The sequence below is a fragment of the Pseudoalteromonas luteoviolacea NCIMB 1944 genome (assembly GCF_001625565.1).
Classification (GTDB): Bacteria; Pseudomonadota; Gammaproteobacteria; order Enterobacterales; family Alteromonadaceae; genus Pseudoalteromonas; species Pseudoalteromonas luteoviolacea_F.
Genome location: NZ_AUXS01000012.1, coordinates 24099 through 41780, shown reverse-complemented (window position 1 = coordinate 41780; position 17682 = coordinate 24099). Strand labels below are relative to the sequence as shown.

Genomic DNA, 17682 nt, shown 5'->3' with positions numbered 1-17682 from the left:
CCCCTTATTTTTAGTTAAAGTAAACTGTTTCTCATTGTTAGAATGTGGCGCAGTTTGTCCCAACGCACTACACCCATGATCTGGAGGCTGTCTTTTTGGTTATAGACATACACCGCACCAGAACGTTTATCTTTCAATATTTCAAATGCTTCCGCAAGTGTAGCCTGAGTGCTCAAGCCTTGAAGTGGGATATATTTAACGGTTGCGCTGTCGTCTGATACCAGCGTCAGGTCGTATTCTGCGAGGCGGTAGCCTTTTTGTTCATCATAGATAATGAGAGGTGTTTGGCTGTCAACGGCTGAAAGCGTGTCTTTAATTTGGTTTTTATCGCTTGAGTAAAGCAACTTAAAGTCTTCTTCCATTTCCTCTACGATCCCCACCTTTTGTAACGCTTCTTTCGCTGGGGAAACTTGATAGGGCAGGCCCTGGAAATCAAGTTGCTGAATAAAAATAGAACGATTGCCAAACACTTGTAGTGCTGTAACATAAGCTGTTGAAATAACGAGCATAGCAGGAACAACGATCTGAGGGTTTGAAGTCAATTCCATCACTGCTGTCAGTGCAGCCAACGGGGCATGTAACGTCGCCGCTAGTAATCCCGCCATACCAAGTACGCCATATGTCCCGGCGACGTTTGCTTCAGGAGAAATAAACTGAGCAAAAAAGGCCATCAAGGTACCCATCACAACGCCTAGTCCGATTACCGGGCCAATTAACCCTCCCGGAATACCGAGTCCTATTGCAAATAAAGTTGCGAGTAATTTGGCGATAAAAATTGTGGTGAGTAGTTGCAAGTCGTCAGGTGTTTCTATCGCTAATTTAATAGCGCTCATGCCAGAGCCCATGGCTTCAGGTACTAGGTATCCAATTAGGCCTGCGATGAGTCCAGCAAGTAGCAAGCGAGGAAACATGCTGATTGGTTTGAAGGTTTTAATAATGAGCATGAGGTTTTGATTAAACGCAAAAGCAACTGCGCCAAGTGCAAAACCACAAAGGATAAGGTATGGGTAGTGCCAGAAGCTTAACATTTCAATTTGAATTAGAGAGAGCTCAGAAACATTGCCAAATACAAACTGCGTAGCCAGTGCGCCAGTGACAGCTGCAAGCATGATAGGTACAAAAATATGGATTTTGTATTCCCTCAATACAACTTCCATAACAAAAATCACTGCGGCTAGTGGGGTATTGAATGACGCCGCGATGCCTGCTGCCACGCCACAGCCTGCTAGAGTTCTCGCTGCGTTATGAGGTAAATGAAGACGTTCTGTAAGGACACTTGCGCCAGTTGCGCCCATATGTACAGAAGGTCCTTCACGACCAACTGAAAAACCGCAAATGAGCGCAATACCGCCTCCAAAGAATTGATTTACCGAGTTCCAAATAGGCATATGGCCGTAATGGAGTTTGATACGGTTAATGACAAAAGGAATACCAAGTCGATAGTGCTTAAATCCAGTTAAGTTGGCAAAAAGGGCAATGATAAGGGCCGCGCCGACGGGCAGTAAAAGCCTTTGATGTTCGGCAAGAGAAGTAAAATCGTCATGACTATCAAGGAAGGCTGACTGAACTAGCTCGATCATTAATCTGAATAAGATTATTAATACGGCAGCAATTAAACCTGCACAAACGCCAAGCAGGCATAGTTGTGCTGATGTTCGAGGTTGTGCAAGGCGCCGTCTAACTTGGTCAAGTGTCATAGTTCATCGCTTGGGATTGAAATTATCTCTTTATTTTATCAAAAGATTAATGCTAAGTCCCTGCCATAAATTTAGCTTTATAGTGTTCTGCTGAGGGATTGGGCAATTTAGCGACTACTCATTGTGGAGCGCTCAGAGATACTTGATTAAAATAGTCGGGTATTAGATAATTCCGCTAATTATTGTACAAGGGTCGAACGCACATGTCAGAAGAGTTACCGATAAAGTTTAGCGATGCAGCGGCAGCGCGCGTAAAAGAGTTGATTGCTGAAGAGGAAAATCCTGAATTAAAGCTTCGCGTATACGTAACTGGCGGAGGATGCTCTGGGTTTCAATATGGCTTCACGTTTGATGAGAAAGTTAATCCAGGCGATTTGGAAATTGAAAAAAACGGTGTGGTTATGGTGGTTGATCCAATGAGTATCCAATATTTGGTTGATGGGATCGTCGATTACACTGAGGGGTTAGAAGGTGCGCGCTTTTTCGTAAACAACCCGAATGCGACAACTACTTGCGGTTGTGGTGCAAGCTTTAGTGTCTAATAGATTCAATTTAAACAGTAAAAAAGCCATGCAATTGCATGGCTTTTTTATGTCGGGTTGGTGACATGGATCATCAGAACAAAAAAGCCCAAGATAAATGCTGAAAAGAGAAGAATATAGATAAAACCACGTTTTCCTTGTCTGATAGGTACATTATTAACCCGCAAGAAGTAATACCATCCAAAGCACAAAACCAGTGGCAATAAAAATAAAATTCGGAACATTCTGAAGCCCTTTTTTTTAGGTTAATTTTAAGATTAGCTGTAAACACTTATTTTTTAAAGAAAAATAAATTATTTCAAATACTGGTACAAGATATAAAATTTTTGTTAAAGTGTACCTTGTACCCTACATGAAAAAAACGAATATAGTTTTTTGAAATTTTATTAGGATTTAGCGTTAAGATAGTCTATACCTAATTGGGTACATAGGAACAACCCTGTTGTTGATACAGGAAATGTGCAAGGCCTGTAAGGCCTCTAGCGAAATAATTTAAGCTACATTAATACAGCCGAGTGAGACGGGCAAATTTCACGAGGCCAGTTGAGATTAATCATCGAGTAGGAGATGTTTATTTATGATGGGTAAAACGGTTTCTTCGGAAGAAAACGGAAAGTTAACAAAATGGTTGAAATCAAAGCGTCATGAGAAAGGTCATACAATGCGTAGCCTAGCTCAAGTTTTAGGAACGCCACACTCTTTCATTGGAAAGATTGAAAACCAAGAGCGCCGTTTAGATGTGATTGAATTCTTACGTTACTGTGAAGCGTTGGAAGTTGACCCGTATGAAGGCTTGTCTTTAATTAACAAAGAAGAGCTTTAACCTGCAACGGGATTAAGAAAACAAGGTGCAAGGAAATGCACCTTAGTCTTGTTTTTTATATGCAGCTTCAATGGCATACAGTTTATGCCTAATAAGATAGAGAAACAGCAATGAAGGGATAACCATAAGTGCTGTGATGACAAAAAATACAGCCCAGTTTCCACCTAACCAATCATCAATGACCACGCCACTATAACTAGATAGCACGGTTCGACCTAAGCTGCCCAAAGAGGCAAGTAAAGCGTAATGTGTTGCGCTGAACGTTCTGTCACAGAGCATCGAAATAAATGCGACCATGGCAACAAGTGACCAAGCTTGTGTAAAGCCATCGACAACAATTGCCAATGCATATAGCGACTCTTTTGGTCCAGCTATGGCTATCCAAGAGAAAATTAAGTTGGATGCAGCCATTGCAATGCCACTGATGAATAGCCCTTTAACAATGCCATATTTATGGTTAAAAATACTTCCCAAAAAAGCAAAAATGATGGTAATAAGGCCTGTCCCAAGTTTTGAATACTGCGCAATTTGAGTATTGCTAAACCCCACTTCTTTGTAGAAAACAATCGACATGCGAGCTAAAAAAGCTTCACCAATCTTGAATAAGAAGATAAAAGTTAATAGTGCAAGCGCAGTTTTAACTCCGTTTTTGTTGAAAAAGCTAACAAAAGGGGCAACGAGTGTGACACCTAGCCATGCAAGGAGTTTATTCGCACGGGAATGACCAAGCTGAGATAATTTCTGTTCGTACGCTTTTTGTATTTGTGCTTGTGCTGTATCGCGATGGGAGTCGGGCTCTTTCGCCAATATTGTGACAACAGATAGCAATGCCATTATCATAGCCAACAGAAGATATATGTCTGGCCAACTCACGTTGGGAAGATCCGCAGCAAAAAATGGTATGGCTCCAAGCAGTGCATAGCCAGTCCACCATCCTGACGTTGCCATAGCTGCTGCGGCTGTCGACTTTTCACTCTCAGATTGTGGTAGAACGTCAATTCGATAGCCATCAATTGCAATATCATGTGTTGCGGCAAACAGCGCGATTACAAAGCACAGCAACGCGGCGTAAAATAAGCTGCTTTTTAGGTCGACAAAGGCCAAGCAAGCTGCACTCAGCGTGATGACAAGCTGCCCTAAAAAAATCCAACTCCTTCTTTGGCCGAGCTTTTTACCTATGAGAGGGAGAGTTAAGCGGTCAACTAAAGGCGACCACAAAAAATTGATCGTATAGGCACTAAATACAATACCAAATAACCCAATTAAGCTGCGACTAAGGCCTTCATCTTTAAGCCAAGCAGACATTACCGAACCGATTAAAACCCAAGGAAACCCCTGACTCATGCCAAAAGCAAAAACAGTTAATAGTCGTTTGTCTTTATAGTAGTTTAAATATTGTGCAATGCTTGCTGTTGTCATCATAGTTTAAGCTAGAGCTCTTCAACTGGCAGAATTTCAATGCTGTGGATAATTACCGCTGTTTTAGGAATGAATGAGTAACCAAGCTTTTTGTTATAACCGGTTTCTACTTGCATGATTTTATCTAAGGTTTCATAACCTTCTGTCACATTACCGAATACAGCAAAGCCCCATCCGCGGCCTGGATTTAAATGATTATTGTCATCCATATTGAAGAAAAACTGACGTGTGCCCGAATGAGGTTTGTTGTCTTGATACGCCATTGCGACCGAGTACATTTCATTTTTTAAACCATTGCCACTTTCATTGAAAATGGGCTTGCGTTCGAACATACCATCATAATCTTTGTCGTACCCACCACCTTGAATAACAAAATCCTTTTCATTTACTTCATCGCGTTCAACACGATGAAATACAGAGCCTTTGTAGTCGCCATTGACGACGTACGTCAAAAAGTTATTTACCGTTAAAGGTGCGCGAGAACGGTCGAGATCAATCACTATCTTACCGAGAGAGGTGTTGACTTGAACTCTAGGAAATAAGTTATCTTTTTGTACAAATCGTCCCTCTTTATTTGCTGCGTGGGCAAAACCAGCTGAAACAATTATTAATGCAAATACTAATGTACGGATCATGTCAGTGCCTATTTGTTTTTATTGTGAGATGAAGTTCGTTAGTTCTTTATCTTCCATTATATGCGTGACCAGTTGTTCTGCGAGAGTATTTAATTGTCCTTCGATTTTAGCTTGGTCGTGTTTTAAAGATCCAGATAGGGTACGCTTTCCACTATAAGATTTAGTAAATGTGCTGCCCCCTTTGGATACTGAAATTTTAAACTCCGCTTCTGCGTTACTTTCATGTTTGCTGTAGGATTCTGAGACCAAGGCTAAAAAGCGGTGAATTTCTAGGGTAAGGGTTGTCTTTGCTTCTGGTACTACGTTGGCGTTGTTGGCAGCTAGAGCTTTCTCTAACACAGCTGATACAGTCACAGGTAAGTTGGCATCAGGCAGGTAAACTGCTGGCTCAGTATCGAGGACTTTTACAGTGAACTTGGAAGTTCTTAAATCTACGACATTAACTGTGAGTGGTGTATTGAGCTGAACAATTTGGCCGGCAGAGTATTGAGGATTCATGATCACCGCTTTTGGCGCAGCTGCGCAGCCTGATAAAATAGTTAGCAAGCCCGCAGTTGCGACGGAGTAGAGAGTTTTGGCCATGATTAGCTCCTTTTTATTACACTTAATACGGTAAACTTTTTATTATTGCCCAGTACCTTACAATTACCAAAAAGGCGCTGCAACTTATCTTGGTAATCTAGGTGGCGATTTCCGATTATTCTGAGCTCACCACCATTTCTCAGAGTATATTTGGCCTGTAAAAACATTTGCCACGCAATGTGATCAGTGATGGCCTGAGCTTGGTGAAAAGGCGGGTTGCACAAAACCAAATCAGCACTATTAGGTGCAAAGTCAGTTAGGCAGTCGTTATGAGTAAATTGGCAATGGTTCAACCTTTCTGGCAAGTTGTGATGTACATTTTGTTTTGCGCTGGCAACAGCCATCGCAGATTCATCGACAAAAGTAACTTTTGCGTTTGGCATTCGCTTTAAAGTCTGCAGTCCAATGACCCCGTTTCCACAGCCTAAATCAATAATATTGAGAGGCTTTTTTCCGGCAGGCAAATAGTTAATAAAAAAGCGAGCACCGATGTCTAGGGAGTCACGCGAAAAGACATTTGCATGATTAATCAATGTCATATCAGTGCTTTCTAGCGGCCAAGAAACAGGAAACTTACTATCTACAGGTTTGTTCGTTGTGCTTGAAAAAATTAATCGAGACTTTTTGACTGCGAGGCTTGTTTTGGGCTCAGATAGAAAGTGATTGAAGGACTTCAGCGTTGAGGTGTGTATTTCTTTCGCTTTGCCTGCGGCAATAACAGGGATGTCGGCCGGTAAATGACTTAATTGTGCCAATTGATGCTGTAAATAGCCGGCATTTTTAGGTATTTTCAACACAACCAAGTCTACAGCATGGGGTAGCGTCTCTAAGCTGTGCAAAAAAGAGATATGTGTTAGTGGTAACTGGTTCTCTTTAAGGTTGTGTCGACATGCCGCTGTACTGACAAATGAATCGTTGACAAAATGAATGCTAGGTAATTGTTCTTCCTGTTTATAAAGCGCTGAAATGGCGCAGCTAAGTGCACCGAAGCTGTCGTTTAATACCAATATATTTCGAACACTTGGGTATTCTTCGCTGATATAGTCGATTAGATATTCGTCAGCGGAATCCCATGCTTGTAGGCTGCGATTTTTTTGTTCTAAGGGAAATCGATGTAGAGTAAATGGGTGATTAGCCAAGACCGCGTCGGTTGTCATAGTTCTTTATTTTTCACTAAAATTGTGAGTACATAATATCATGTCACAGCTGAACAAAGAATGTTTGCCTGAGGGCTTTGCTTATTTTCCGAGTGTTATTTCTTTTGATAAGAGCCTTGCGCTATATGATCATTTAGTTGACAGCATTCCATGGCAGCAACCTCAAATTCAGGTATACGGCAAATATCATCACATCCCACGATTGCAATGTTTTATTGCCGACCGAGAGGTTCGTTATGGATATTCTGGAAAATCATTGGATAACGTGGCATGGCTTCCCGCATTGTCGGCAATGCGGCAGAGATTACAGCGTCAGTACGCAAAGGAATTCAATGCGCTTTTACTTAATTGGTATCGTGATGGGTTGGATACAATGGGTTGGCACAGTGATGATGAAAAAGAGTTAGGCGCAACGCCTCTGATAGTGTCAGTATCTTTGGGGGCACCCAGATTGTTTAAAATTCGTCACAAGCAAACCAGAGAGGTGATGTCAATTATGCTCGAAACAGGAAGTTGTTTGCTGATGACAGGAGAAAGCCAGCGAGATTATGAACACAGCTTGCCCAAGCAAACAAAAGTTACACAAGGGCGAATAAATCTGACATTTAGAACGGTTGGTTAATCGGTATTATCGGCGTATAGTATGTGATGTTTAACAATATGAAAGTAAAGAGTATACCCATGTCTATGCAGGAACATATACACACAAAACTCAAAGATGCCCTTGATTGCACACATCTTGAGGTGATTAATGAAAGCCATATGCACAGCCGCGGGACTGAATCACATTTTAAAGTGATTGTTGTAAGCGATGAGTTTGCTGGGCAGCGTCTATTGCCACGTCACAGACGTATAAACGAAGTGCTCAAGTCAGAGTTAGCGAATGAAATTCATGCGCTAGCGATTCATGCCTATACGCCTGAGGAGTTTAGTGAGCAATCAGCACAAGTGCCGGCATCGCCGACTTGTTTAGGTGGCTCAAAACTTGATAAATAGCTGATCAGACCTGTATTTAGGTCATCAGAGATTACACTATAACGCAATTTTTCTGGCTCCATCTTTTTATATTCTTCATTAAATACTGTAAGAGGTGGGCCTAAATACTTGAAACAAATTCAAAATTTAGTAGGAAATATAATGGTAATTAAGCCGAAGATCCGTGGTTTTATCTGTACAAATGCTCATCCAGCAGGTTGTGCTGCACATGTAGAAGAACAAATCGCTTTTGTTAAGCAACAGGGCGAGCTAAAAGATGGCCCTAAAAATGTACTAGTCATTGGTGCTTCTACTGGCTACGGTCTTGCGTCTCGAATTACTGCCGCATTTGGCTCTGGTGCAAAAACACTTGGTATTTTCTTCGAAAAAGAAGGTACGGAGAAAAGAACTGCCTCAGCAGGTTGGTATAACACGGCCGCGTTTCAAAATGCTGCTGACAAAGCTGGACTGTGGTCAAAAAACATCAATGGTGATGCTTTTTCTACTGAGCTCAAAGAGCAAGCAATCGAGACGATTAAAGCTGAAATGGGCAAAGTTGATCTAATCATCTACAGCCTTGCATCACCTCGTCGTACAGACCCAAAAACAGGTGAAACACATAGCTCAGTACTCAAGCCAATTGGCGAAGCGATCACAACAAAGAACTTAAATACATCTAAGCGTGTTATTGACGAAGTGAGTGTAGAAGCTGCCAACGAAGATGAAATTGCTAACACAGTAAAAGTAATGGGTGGTGAAGACTGGGAGCTTTGGCTAGATGCGCTGAAGCAAGCCGATGTACTTGCAGATAACTTTAAAACAACTGCATACACTTATATCGGTAAAGAGTTAACTTGGCCAATTTATGGTCATGCTACTATTGGCAAGGCAAAAGAAGACTTAGATAGAGCTGCTGCGGCAATCAAAGCATCGACGGCGGATCTACATGGTGAAGCTTATGTCTCTTCACTTAACGCGGTAGTAACTCAGGCAAGTTCGGCAATACCGATCATGCCATTATATATCTCAGCTTTATTTAAGGTTACTAAAGAAGACGGTACTTACGAAGGTACAATCGAACAAATCCATGGCCTTTTCAATGAAAGCCTTTACAGTGACACGCCAAGGTTTGATGAAGGTGGTCACCTATTCCAAAACTATAAAGAGCTGGAAGAAGGTGTACAGGCGCGTATTCAACACATTTGGGACACAGTCGATACCGACACAATAGACTCAATGACAGATTACGAAGGCTACCATAACGAATTCCTAAAATTATTTGGTTTTGGCGTTGATGGCGTTGACTATGATGCGGATGTAAATACTGTAGTTGAAATCAATAATTTAGTATAAAACTTAACCGCAAGGTGAGGCGCCCGAGCCTCACCTCTATCGAGATTACCCCACAAACCCCTTTCATCTTTTTCTCATTCAATACCACTTTGGTCTATATTGAATTAATCGCAATTAGCTGAACTGAGCTAAAACCATTGTTAAGTCGTATTAATTTGATAATTCTACTCGCATAGTCAGGGCGATTAATGTTAAAATTGCGGAAATATGTGAGGACTATATATCACGACGCTTGTTTTTGGTTGATTTGGCTTTTGTCAAGTCTCTTTTGACTAGGCGGGTTCTTTTTGATACTGAAAACATGATGAGATAGCGGCCGTGATAACTAAAGATTTTTCAATTTCTTTCCGTTAATGTAATGCAAGTGCGTATGATCAACATAAAAAAAGGTCTGGACTTACCCATAGAGGGCGCACCACAGCAAGCTATTCATGATGGCGCTGCCATCAAACGCGTAGCTGTGCTTGGTGAAGAGTTTATCGGTATGCGTCCAACCATGCATGTTCGCGTGGATGACCAAGTCAAAAAAGGCCAAATTCTTTTTGAAGACAAAAAGAATCCTGGCGTCAAGTTTACTGCGCCAGCCTCTGGTGTAGTTAAAGAAATCAACCGTGGTGCTAAGCGTGTTCTTCAATCTGTCGTGATTGAAGTACAAGGCAATGAGCAAATCACTTTTGAAAAGGTCGCAGCTGCTGAATTAAGCAACTTAGATCGTGAAAAAGTGAAAGAAGTGCTTATTGAATCTGGTCAATGGCCAGCGCTACGAGCACGTCCATTTAGCCGTGTTGCAGTACCAAGTGCAACGCCGAGCTCAATCTTCGTGACAGCCATCGATACTAACCCATTAGCTGCGGATCCTGCTGTGATCATTGCCGAAAACGTTGAAGCGTTTGAAGCAGGTCTAGCTGTAGTTTCTCGTCTAACTGATGGTAAAGTATTTGTGTGTAAGCAGTCTGGTAGTAAAGTACCAAGCTCTTCGCTATCACAAGTAGAAGTACATGAGTTCGCGGGTGTACACCCAGCAGGCTTAGTGGGTACTCATATCCATAACTTAGATGCAGTTGGTGCAGATAAGCAAGTTTGGCACTTAGGTTACCAGGACGTTATTGCGTTTGGTAAGCTGTTCCTTACTGGCGAGATCTACACTGACCGAGTTGTTTCTTTAGCAGGTCCTCGCGTAAAGAATCCTCGTTTAGTTAAAACTCAAGTTGGTGCGTCGTTAACAGATTTAGTATCTGGTGAACTTGAAGACGGTGATAACCGAGTCATTTCTGGCTCTGTGTTAGCTGGTAAAACAGCAACCGGCCCTCATGCTTTCCTAGGTCGTTACCACGTACAGGTTTCAGTTCTTCTTGAAGGTCGTGAGAAAGAGCTATTTGGTTGGATTGCACCAGGTAGCAACAAATTCTCTGTTACACGTACATTCATTTCACACTTAGCACCTAGCCGTTTGTTCAAGTTTACAACGTCTACAGGTGGTTCTAAGCGTGCGATGGTGCCAATTGGCAACTACGAGCGTGTAATGCCTCTGGATATCCTACCAACGCTATTACTTCGTGATCTGATCGCTGGCGATCTAGATAGCGCTATCTCTTTAGGTGCGCTTGAGCTTGACGAAGAAGATTTAGCATTGTGTACCTTCGTATGTCCAGGCAAGTACGACTACGGCTTAATCCTACGTGATTGCCTGACTACTATCGAGAAGGAAGGTTAAAAATGGCCTTAAAGAAATTTTTAGAAGACATTGAACCTCACTTTGAACCAGGTGGAAAACACGAGAAGTGGTATGCGCTTTACGAAGCCATTGCAACTGTGTTTTATACTCCTGGTTATGTAAACAAAGGCGGCACGCATGTGCGTGATAACATCGACCTAAAACGTATCATGATTTTGGTATGGATGGCGACGTTCCCGGCTATGTTCTTCGGTATGTTCAACATTGGTCACCAAGCCGCAATCGCGATTGGTAACGGTTTTGACATCGCAACTACTTGGCAAGCTGGTATTTTCCAAGCGCTAGGTGGTGAGCTGACAGCAACTTCCGGCTGGGCAGCGAAAATGTTTTATGGTGCGTGTTTCTTCCTGCCTATTTACGGAACTGTGTTCATTGTAGGTGGTTTCTGGGAGGTATTATTCGCATCAGTTCGTAAGCACGAAGTAAACGAAGGTTTCTTTGTAACTTCTGTATTATTTGCATTGATCCTGCCTGCAACTATTCCTTTATGGCAAGTTGCATTAGGTATCACATTTGGTGTTGTAGTCGCTAAAGAAGTATTCGGTGGTACTGGCCGTAACTTCCTTAACCCTGCACTAGCTGGTCGTGCGTTCCTATTCTTCGCATACCCAGGTGATATCTCAGGTGACACAGTATGGACAGCAGTAGATTCGTTCTCTGGTGCAACATACCTAGGTCAAGCAGCGATTGGTTCACTAGATTACAGCAACATGCAGTTGTGGTGGAATGCGTTCTACGGCTTTATCCAAGGTTCAGTGGGTGAAACGTCTACGCTAGCACTGGCAATTGGTGGCTTGTTCTTAATGTATGTTCGTATCGCGTCATGGCGTATCGTACTAGGTACTTTCCTAGGTATGGTTGTGATGTCTACGTTATTGAACATGATCGGTTCTGACACAAACGCGACATTTGCTATGCCTTGGCATTGGCACTTAGTGCTTGGTGGTTTCGCATTCGGTATGTTCTTTATGGCGACAGACCCAGTTTCTGCGTCTTTCACTGATAAAGGTAAATGGGCATACGGTGCATTAATTGGTGTAATGGTTGTTCTTATTCGTGTTGTTAACCCGGCATACCCAGAAGGTATGATGTTAGCAATTCTATTCGCTAACCTATTCGCACCACTATTCGACCACTTTGTAGTGCAGTCTAATGTGAAGAGGAGATTGGCACGTGTCTAGTAACAATGAAACTATCGGCAAAACGTTAGGCGTTGTTGTTGGTCTGTGTTTAGTGTGTGCAATCGTCGTATCTTTTGCGGCAGTACAGTTACGCCCACTACAGCAAGCTAACAAAATTGAAGATGTTCAACGTAATATTCTAGCTGCGGCTGGTTTTAAAGACGTTGAAAACGTTGCTCAAAAGTACAACGAAGTAATCGATGCGCGCGTTGTTGACTTTAAATCAGGTGAGTTTGTTGAAACTGATCCTAACTCATTCGATTTTACAATGACTAAGTTTGATGCAGAGCGCAGTTTTGCACTTCCTAAAGAAGAAGACTTAGCTGGTGTACTTCGTATGACTCATGAGTCTCCTGTATACCTTGCTAAAGGCAGCAATGGTCAGGTTGAGTCAGTGATCCTACCGATTCAAGGTTACGGTCTTTGGGGCATCATGTATGGTTTCATCGCTCTTGAACTTGATACAAAAACCATTAAAGCTATCAACTTCTATCAGCATAACGAAACCGCTGGTCTTGGTGGTGAAATCCAGAACCCTAAGTGGACAGCTACTTGGGAAGGCAAGCAACTACCTGTTGATATCGTAAAAGGCACTGCTGGCAGCGATGTAAATAAAGTAGATGGCATCTCTGGTGCAACACTGACGTCGAACGGTGTTGAAAATACATTCAAGTTCTGGACAGGCGATAAAGCGTTTGGTCCATTCCTAGCGAAAGTACGTGAAGGGGCATTGAACTAATGGCTAATGCAAAAGAAATGAAGGAAGTCTTGTTAGGACCAGTCTTCGCAAACAACCCGATTGCTCTGCAAGTATTGGGTATTTGTTCTGCGCTAGCGGTTACTTCAAGCCTTAAAAATGCGCTTATCATGTCACTAGCTTTGACTGTGGTAACTGCGTTTTCAAGCTTATTTATCTCGTTGATCCGTAATCACATTCCGTCAAGTGTACGTATCATCGTTCAAATGACGATTATCGCATCGTTGGTAATCGTTGTTGACCAAACACTTCAAGCATTTGTTTATGCAACAGCTAAAGAACTTACCGTATTCGTTGGTCTAATTATTACCAACTGTATCGTAATGGGTCGTGCTGAAGCGTACGCAATGAAGTCGCCACCGCTTATGTCTTTCTTAGACGGTATCGGTAATGGTCTTGGTTACTCTGTAGTTCTACTTACAATTGGTTTTGTTCGTGAGCTATTCGGTGCAGGTGCACTATTTGGTGTTGAAATTCTTCCACTTGTTGCTGACGGTGGTTGGTACCAGCCAATGGGTCTATTAATTATGCCATTCAGTTCATTCTTCCTAGTTGGTTTCTTCATTTGGGTACTACGTACTTATAAGAAAGACCAAGTAGAAGCGAAGGCATAAGGGGAGAAAGATGGAACATTATCTTAGCTTATTTGTAAAAGCTGTTTTCATTGAAAACTTAGCGCTATCTTTCTTCTTAGGTATGTGTACATTCCTTGCGGTATCTAAGAAAGTAACTACCTCATTTGGTCTTGGTGTTGCTGTAATCTTCGTACTAGGTGTTGCTGTACCGGTAAACAATATTGTTTACCACGCAGTACTTGCACCAGGTGCGTTAGAGTGGCTTGGTTTCCCTGAAGCGGACTTGAGCTTCCTGAAATTCCTGACTTTCATCGGTGTAATTGCAGCACTCGTACAGATCCTAGAGATGACTTTGGACAAGTTCTTCCCTGCGCTATATAACGCGCTTGGTATTTTCTTGCCACTTATCACTGTAAACTGTGCGATTTTCGGTGCGGTAGCATTCATGGTAGAGCGTAACTATAACCTTGCAGAATCAGTCGTTTTCGGCGTAGGTTCTGGTGTGGGTTGGGCGCTTGCAATTGTATTGCTAGCTGGTCTTCGTGAGAAGATGAAGTATGCTGATATTCCTGATGGTCTTCGTGGTTTAGGTATTACCTTTATCACTGTAGGTCTAATGGGCTTTGGCTTCTTGTCATTCTCTGGTATTTCACTTTAATTAGCGAGGAAACTATACGATGGAAACGATTGTATTAGGCGTAAGTATGTTCATCGCTATCGTTGTGATCTTGGTGCTAGTCATCATCGCAGCGAAATCGAAGCTTGTACCAAGCGGTGACATCACGATTGGCATCAACGGCGATGCTGACAAAGCAATTACTTCAGCACCAGGTGGTAAGCTTCTAGGCTCACTAGCTGATGCAGGTATCTTCATTTCATCAGCATGTGGTGGTGGTGGCTCTTGTGGCCAGTGTCGCGTACATGTTCACTCTGGTGGTGGTGATATCCTTCCAACTGAGCTTGACCACATTACTAAAGGTGAAGCGCGTGAAGGTTGTCGTCTAGCGTGTCAGGTTGCTGTTAAGACTGACATGGAAATCGAAGTAGAAGAGTCTATCTTCGGTGTTAAGAAGTGGGAATGTACAGTTATCTCTAACGATAACAAAGCGACATTCATTAAAGAGCTTAAGCTTGGTATCCCTGAAGGTGAGGTTGTTCCTTTCCGCGCAGGTGGTTATATCCAGATTGAAGCGCCAGCTCACCACGTTAAATATGCTGACTTCGATATTCCTGACGAATATCGTGGTGACTGGGAGCGTTTCGGTTTCTTCAACCTTGAATCTAAAGTTGATGACGAAACAATCCGTGCATACTCAATGGCGAACTACCCAGAAGAGTTTGGCATCATCATGCTGAACGTACGTATTGCGACTCCGCCGCCAAATAACCTAAGCCTACCTTGTGGTAAGATGTCATCGTACATCTGGTCACTAAAAGAAGGTGATAAAGTAACTATTTCTGGTCCATTCGGTGAATTCTTCGCGAAAGAAACTGAAGCAGAAATGGTATTTGTTGGTGGTGGTGCAGGTATGGCACCGATGCGTTCACACATCTTTGACCAGCTTAAGCGTCTTAACTCAGACCGTAAGATGTCTTTCTGGTACGGTGCACGTTCTAAGCGTGAGATGTTCTACGTAGAAGACTTTGACGGCCTAGCTGCTGACAACGAAAACTTTGAGTGGCACGTAGCACTTTCAGATCCTCAACCAGAGGACAACTGGGAAGGTTACACAGGCTTCATCCACAACGTATTACTAGAAAACTATCTGAAGGACCATGAAGCGCCTGAAGATTGTGAGTTCTACATGTGTGGTCCACCGATGATGAACGCGGCTGTTATCAACATGCTGAAAGATCTTGGTGTTGAAGACGAAAACATCCTACTTGATGACTTCGGTGGTTAATTAGGAATTTAGATATGATGATAAATCGTATTTAATAAGATTAAACCCCTAGGGCGCGCTCTAGGGGTTTTTTTATTTTGTTTAAGGACTAAAAAATAGATGCAAAAACTAGGCACTTTATTCTCAGTTGTTTTTTTAGTGGTTTTCTTGTCAGCCTGCGGACAGCAGCAGTCTCAACAAAAGCCGGTTGAAATAAACGGCAAAACTATGGGGACGACCTACAATATTAAAGTTTTCCCAGGTCCAATAGCACTGGAGGCGGAGCGTTTTAAAAAAGAAGTCGATGACACCTTGATTGCTGTTAACCAATCTATGTCGACATATATCCCGGACTCAGAAATTAACCGTTTTAACCGCCTTGATGCAAACACAGTGATGCCAATCAGTAGTGACTTTCGAATTGTAGTCGCTGAGTCTATTCGTTTAGGTCAGTCGACTAAAACCTTAGATGTGACAATGGGGCCTCTTATTGATTTGTGGGGTTTTGGTCCGGATAAAAGGCCTACTAAAAGGCCATTGCAGGCAGAAATTGAAGCTATGCAGGCAAACATCGGGGTGAATAAACTTCAGCTCACCTCAGAAGGTCTTGCTAAAGCTTTGCCTCATTTAGAGCTGTCATTTTCAGCTACGGCTAAAGGTTACGGAATTGACAAAGTCGCTGAGTTAATCGAGAAAAAAGGGTTTTCAAATTATATGATAGAGATCGGCGGTGAACTTCGAATTTCGGGCAGTAAGCCGGAAGGTGTACCTTGGCGTATCGCCATCGAAAAACCGGATGCACCTGCTGGGCAACGTCAAATTCACCGTGTTGTAGAGCCAGGTAATAATGCCATCGCGACATCTGGGGATTATCGAATTTTCTACGAAATGGATGGTGAAGTATTTACACATTTAATTGACCCAGGTACAGGTAAGCCTGTACGTCATGACTTAGTGTCTGTAACGGTATTGCATCCATCTGCAATGACAGCCGATGGGCTGGCCACAGCGCTCACAGTGATGGGGACACAACGAGCGAGAGCTTATGCAGAAAAACATAACCTACCAGTATATTTGATTAGTAAAACCGATGCTGGGCTAGAGACATTCTCAAGTACAGCTTTTGCGCCGTATTTAGATGTAAAAAAGTAACCAGTGAATTAGGTTAAATATCATTGCTTTTAGTGTGGTAAATTCATTCAACTTTGGCAGATTTAGATATATAATATCGAAAGTATACCGTCAGTTGCTTGGATGTTGACCAAGCTAGTTTATTGAGGGGCCTTTGCCTATGTCACTATTTATTCTTACCTTTGGATTACTTGTATTGATTGCTGCAGCTATGGCTGTGGGTGTTATAGTTCAGAAAAAATCAATGGCAAGCAGCTGTGGTGGTTTAGGCTCTATGGGTATCGACAAAATTTGTGATTGTGATGATCCATGTGACAAGCGTAAAAAGCGTTTGGCGAAAGAACAGTCTTGGCGCGAAAACCAAATTTTATAAATTGATTTAAAAACGCAGGGTATCCTGCGTTTTTATTGTCTGTTTGATCAGATGATCCAAACTCTTTATTTTGTTCGTCATACCAAAACAACACAGTCGGGCAAGCTGTTGGGTAAAACTGACCCTCCCCTTACCACTGCTAGTCATCAGCAATTACTCACTATTTTTGATTCTCTTTCCAAGCCTGATAGGGTGATAAGTTCCCCAAAACTTCGTTGTTTGGAGCCAGCACAAACATATGCTGAAAAATCAGGTCTCATCCTATCTATAGAAAATGAGTTGCAAGAGATGGATTTTGGACTTTGGGATGGCAAAAGCTATGATTGGTTGTGGCAAAATACAGCTCACCCAAGTATTGGTGAATTCTGGCAAAACCCTTGGGATATCGCAGTTCCAGAGGGAGAGTCCATGATTAGCTTCAGCACTAGAATCGCATTGTGGTGGCACAATTTTACTGCCGATCGCACCGATGACACTGTTTTGATAGTGACTCACGGCGGCGTAATAAAACAGTTGCTAGCACTTTGGCTCGAGCTTCCTAACGGTGTCTCAAGTCACTTAAATTGTTTTGAAGTTGGTTATGGCTGCGTGGTTAAAGTAACCGTTTTTTATGATGAAAATGGCAAGGCATGGCCCAAAGTTGTGTTTTAGCCATCTAGACTTCATAATACACAAAATTATTTCGACATCACTTGGGAATGAGGTGCAAGCCCTCAGCTGTCCCCGCAACTGTAAGTGCGTCAGATCGACTAGCCGCACAAAGCCAGATACCAAGGTTGAAATAACAGCTTAAGCGGGCGCACTTAAGTTACATCCACATGTTTCATTTGTTTTGCAAGCTGTAGTGATGTGTGCCCGAAAAAG

At 42.4% G+C, this 17682-nt stretch carries 19 protein-coding genes and 1 riboswitch; of the genes, 14 read left to right on the top strand and 5 right to left on the bottom strand.

Translation table 11 applies throughout. The features are described 5' to 3' along the window. Positions 1-14: 14 nt before the first annotated feature. A complete protein-coding gene (locus N483_RS01405) occupies positions 15-1697 on the bottom strand; it encodes a chloride channel protein (protein WP_023399552.1) in 1683 nt (560 codons plus the stop codon). 203 nt (positions 1698-1900) lie between these two features. On the opposite strand from N483_RS01405, the gene erpA reads away from it, so the two are divergent. Then, positions 1901-2239 carry an iron-sulfur cluster insertion protein ErpA gene (gene erpA, locus N483_RS01400; RefSeq protein ID WP_023399553.1) on the top strand — a complete coding sequence of 113 codons (339 nt, stop codon included), beginning with the start codon at positions 1901-1903 and terminating at the stop codon, positions 2237-2239. A 577-nt stretch (positions 2240-2816) separates the two neighbouring features. Then, entirely contained in the window at positions 2817-3062 is a 246-nt protein-coding gene (locus N483_RS01395; RefSeq protein ID WP_023399554.1) for a helix-turn-helix domain-containing protein, read from the top strand. A 42-nt stretch (positions 3063-3104) separates the two neighbouring features. Here the strand turns inward: N483_RS01395 and N483_RS01390 are convergent, their stop codons facing one another. Genes N483_RS01390 through N483_RS01375 form a run of 4 tightly spaced genes read right to left on the bottom strand, consistent with a single transcriptional unit; the run spans position 3105 to position 6855 of the window. Beyond that, positions 3105-4484 (bottom strand): AmpG family muropeptide MFS transporter, encoded by a 1380-nt coding sequence (locus tag N483_RS01390; protein ID WP_023399555.1) that lies wholly within the window; start codon positions 4482-4484, stop codon positions 3105-3107. An 8-nt stretch (positions 4485-4492) separates the two neighbouring features. After that, positions 4493-5116, bottom strand: a complete 624-nt coding sequence (locus N483_RS01385) for a peptidylprolyl isomerase (RefSeq protein WP_023399556.1) — start codon at positions 5114-5116, stop codon at positions 4493-4495. A gap of 18 nt (positions 5117-5134) precedes the next feature. Further along, a complete protein-coding gene (locus N483_RS01380) occupies positions 5135-5698 on the bottom strand; it encodes a YajG family lipoprotein (protein ID WP_023399557.1) in 564 nt (187 codons plus the stop codon). A 2-nt stretch (positions 5699-5700) separates the two neighbouring features. Then, a complete protein-coding gene (locus tag N483_RS01375; protein ID WP_023399558.1) occupies positions 5701-6855 on the bottom strand; it encodes a methyltransferase in 1155 nt (384 codons plus the stop codon). 40 nt (positions 6856-6895) lie between these two features. Here N483_RS01375 and N483_RS01370 point away from each other — a divergent pair, with 40 nt between their 5' ends. The 12 genes from N483_RS01370 (at position 6896) to N483_RS01315 (ending at position 17469) form a co-directional block, all read left to right on the top strand. Further along, positions 6896-7477: an alpha-ketoglutarate-dependent dioxygenase AlkB family protein gene (locus N483_RS01370; RefSeq protein ID WP_023399559.1), complete on the top strand. Its 582-nt coding sequence runs from the start codon at positions 6896-6898 to the stop codon at positions 7475-7477. Between the two features lie 59 nt (positions 7478-7536). Further along, a complete protein-coding gene (locus N483_RS01365) occupies positions 7537-7851 on the top strand; it encodes a BolA family protein (protein WP_023399560.1) in 315 nt (104 codons plus the stop codon). 141 nt (positions 7852-7992) lie between these two features. Then, on the top strand, positions 7993-9183 hold the full coding sequence (fabV, locus tag N483_RS01360) for an enoyl-ACP reductase FabV (RefSeq protein WP_023399561.1): 1191 nt from the start codon (positions 7993-7995) through the stop codon (positions 9181-9183). A gap of 370 nt (positions 9184-9553) precedes the next feature. Next, complete coding sequence (locus tag N483_RS01355) at positions 9554-10897, top strand: Na(+)-translocating NADH-quinone reductase subunit A (RefSeq protein ID WP_036976344.1); 1344 nt, start codon at positions 9554-9556, stop codon at positions 10895-10897. Between the two features lie 2 nt (positions 10898-10899). Beyond that, positions 10900-12099 (top strand): NADH:ubiquinone reductase (Na(+)-transporting) subunit B, encoded by a 1200-nt coding sequence (locus N483_RS01350; RefSeq protein WP_023399563.1) that lies wholly within the window; start codon positions 10900-10902, stop codon positions 12097-12099. Continuing rightward, the gene (locus tag N483_RS01345; protein ID WP_023399564.1) at positions 12092-12838 is read left to right on the top strand and encodes a Na(+)-translocating NADH-quinone reductase subunit C; all 747 of its coding nucleotides are present in this window, start codon (positions 12092-12094) and stop codon (positions 12836-12838) included. The genes N483_RS01350 and N483_RS01345 overlap by 8 nt, the downstream gene beginning before the upstream one ends. Beyond that, positions 12838-13470 (top strand): NADH:ubiquinone reductase (Na(+)-transporting) subunit D, encoded by a 633-nt coding sequence (locus N483_RS01340; RefSeq protein WP_023399565.1) that lies wholly within the window; start codon positions 12838-12840, stop codon positions 13468-13470. The genes N483_RS01345 and N483_RS01340 overlap by 1 nt, the downstream gene beginning before the upstream one ends. 10 nt (positions 13471-13480) lie before the next feature. Beyond that, a complete protein-coding gene (gene nqrE, locus N483_RS01335) occupies positions 13481-14089 on the top strand; it encodes an NADH:ubiquinone reductase (Na(+)-transporting) subunit E (protein ID WP_023399566.1) in 609 nt (202 codons plus the stop codon). Between the two features lie 19 nt (positions 14090-14108). After that, positions 14109-15335: an NADH:ubiquinone reductase (Na(+)-transporting) subunit F gene (gene nqrF, locus N483_RS01330; protein WP_023399567.1), complete on the top strand. Its 1227-nt coding sequence runs from the start codon at positions 14109-14111 to the stop codon at positions 15333-15335. Between the two features lie 99 nt (positions 15336-15434). Continuing rightward, the gene (locus N483_RS01325; RefSeq protein ID WP_023399568.1) at positions 15435-16466 is read left to right on the top strand and encodes an FAD:protein FMN transferase; all 1032 of its coding nucleotides are present in this window, start codon (positions 15435-15437) and stop codon (positions 16464-16466) included. 139 nt (positions 16467-16605) lie between these two features. Continuing rightward, on the top strand, positions 16606-16818 hold the full coding sequence (gene nqrM / locus N483_RS01320; protein ID WP_023399569.1) for a (Na+)-NQR maturation NqrM: 213 nt from the start codon (positions 16606-16608) through the stop codon (positions 16816-16818). A gap of 51 nt (positions 16819-16869) precedes the next feature. Continuing rightward, the gene (locus N483_RS01315; protein ID WP_023399570.1) at positions 16870-17469 is read left to right on the top strand and encodes a histidine phosphatase family protein; all 600 of its coding nucleotides are present in this window, start codon (positions 16870-16872) and stop codon (positions 17467-17469) included. A 6-nt stretch (positions 17470-17475) separates the two neighbouring features. Further along, positions 17476-17612, top strand: a riboswitch (cobalamin riboswitch). The last annotated feature ends 70 nt before the right edge of the window (positions 17613-17682 follow it).

Coding starts and splice junctions, on each gene's coding strand:
- N483_RS01405 (WP_023399552.1), bottom strand. CDS start 1,697: ATGACACTTGACCAAGTTAGACGGCGCCTTGCACAACCTCGAACATCA.
- erpA (WP_023399553.1), top strand. CDS start 1,901: ATGTCAGAAGAGTTACCGATAAAGTTTAGCGATGCAGCGGCAGCGCGC.
- N483_RS01395 (WP_023399554.1), top strand. CDS start 2,817: ATGATGGGTAAAACGGTTTCTTCGGAAGAAAACGGAAAGTTAACAAAA.
- N483_RS01390 (WP_023399555.1), bottom strand. CDS start 4,484: ATGATGACAACAGCAAGCATTGCACAATATTTAAACTACTATAAAGAC.
- N483_RS01385 (WP_023399556.1), bottom strand. CDS start 5,116: ATGATCCGTACATTAGTATTTGCATTAATAATTGTTTCAGCTGGTTTT.
- N483_RS01380 (WP_023399557.1), bottom strand. CDS start 5,698: ATGGCCAAAACTCTCTACTCCGTCGCAACTGCGGGCTTGCTAACTATT.
- N483_RS01375 (WP_023399558.1), bottom strand. CDS start 6,855: ATGACAACCGACGCGGTCTTGGCTAATCACCCATTTACTCTACATCGA.
- N483_RS01370 (WP_023399559.1), top strand. CDS start 6,896: ATGTCACAGCTGAACAAAGAATGTTTGCCTGAGGGCTTTGCTTATTTT.
- N483_RS01365 (WP_023399560.1), top strand. CDS start 7,537: ATGTCTATGCAGGAACATATACACACAAAACTCAAAGATGCCCTTGAT.
- fabV (WP_023399561.1), top strand. CDS start 7,993: ATGGTAATTAAGCCGAAGATCCGTGGTTTTATCTGTACAAATGCTCAT.
- N483_RS01355 (WP_036976344.1), top strand. CDS start 9,554: ATGATCAACATAAAAAAAGGTCTGGACTTACCCATAGAGGGCGCACCA.
- N483_RS01350 (WP_023399563.1), top strand. CDS start 10,900: ATGGCCTTAAAGAAATTTTTAGAAGACATTGAACCTCACTTTGAACCA.
- N483_RS01340 (WP_023399565.1), top strand. CDS start 12,838: ATGGCTAATGCAAAAGAAATGAAGGAAGTCTTGTTAGGACCAGTCTTC.
- nqrE (WP_023399566.1), top strand. CDS start 13,481: ATGGAACATTATCTTAGCTTATTTGTAAAAGCTGTTTTCATTGAAAAC.
- nqrF (WP_023399567.1), top strand. CDS start 14,109: ATGGAAACGATTGTATTAGGCGTAAGTATGTTCATCGCTATCGTTGTG.
- N483_RS01325 (WP_023399568.1), top strand. CDS start 15,435: ATGCAAAAACTAGGCACTTTATTCTCAGTTGTTTTTTTAGTGGTTTTC.
- nqrM (WP_023399569.1), top strand. CDS start 16,606: ATGTCACTATTTATTCTTACCTTTGGATTACTTGTATTGATTGCTGCA.
- N483_RS01315 (WP_023399570.1), top strand. CDS start 16,870: ATGATCCAAACTCTTTATTTTGTTCGTCATACCAAAACAACACAGTCG.